We start from the raw sequence: 574 nt of genomic DNA, 5'->3' as shown, positions 1-574 counted from the left end.
TGGCGGTGGTACTGGCGTTCGCCGGGGGCGCGGTGGCCGGCAAGCGGTTCGCCACCGGGCAGGCCACCGCCCCGGCCGCCGGTCGCACCACCGCCCCGGACGCCGGTGAGCACGGCGCTCCGGCCTCCCCCCTGCTGGCCTACGACTGGCCGCTGCTGAAGAAGAGGGACGAGGACCAGTTCGCCCGGGGCCGTGCCCTGCAGCTGCTGCTGCGCCAGCACGGCTATCCGCTGCGGGCGGACGGCATCTTCGGCAACCGCACCCGGGACGCCGTGATGGCCTTCCAGCTGCGGCACCACCTGCCGGTCGACGGCAAGGTGGGCCGGGACACTTGGCCCCGTCTGGTGATCGAGGTCGGACCCGGTGACAAGGGCCCCGCGGTGCAGGCCCTGCAGGACCTGCTCTACCACACCGAGCCGGGCCGCACGGAGGTGACGGGCGAGTTCACCACGGCCACCATGAAGGACCTGCGCTTCTCCCAGTGCCGGCACGGCCTGGAGACGACCGGCCGCGCGGACAGGGCCACCTGGAAGGCGCTGCTGGTGTTCCAGCGACCGCCGGTGGACACCCCGTC

At 73.9% G+C, this 574-nt stretch carries 1 protein-coding gene; it reads left to right on the top strand.

The window, feature by feature from the left end:
- Positions 1 to 574: peptidoglycan-binding domain-containing protein (locus tag IE178_RS35305; RefSeq protein WP_193515104.1), on the top strand; the 574-nt coding region annotated here is incomplete at both ends.

It is taken from the genome of Streptomyces griseoloalbus, from assembly GCA_014650015.1.
Classification (GTDB): domain Bacteria; phylum Actinomycetota; class Actinomycetes; order Streptomycetales; family Streptomycetaceae; genus Streptomyces; species Streptomyces griseoloalbus.
The sequence above is the reverse complement of the archived record's forward strand: the minus strand, read 5'-3'. Positions and strand labels throughout refer to the sequence as shown.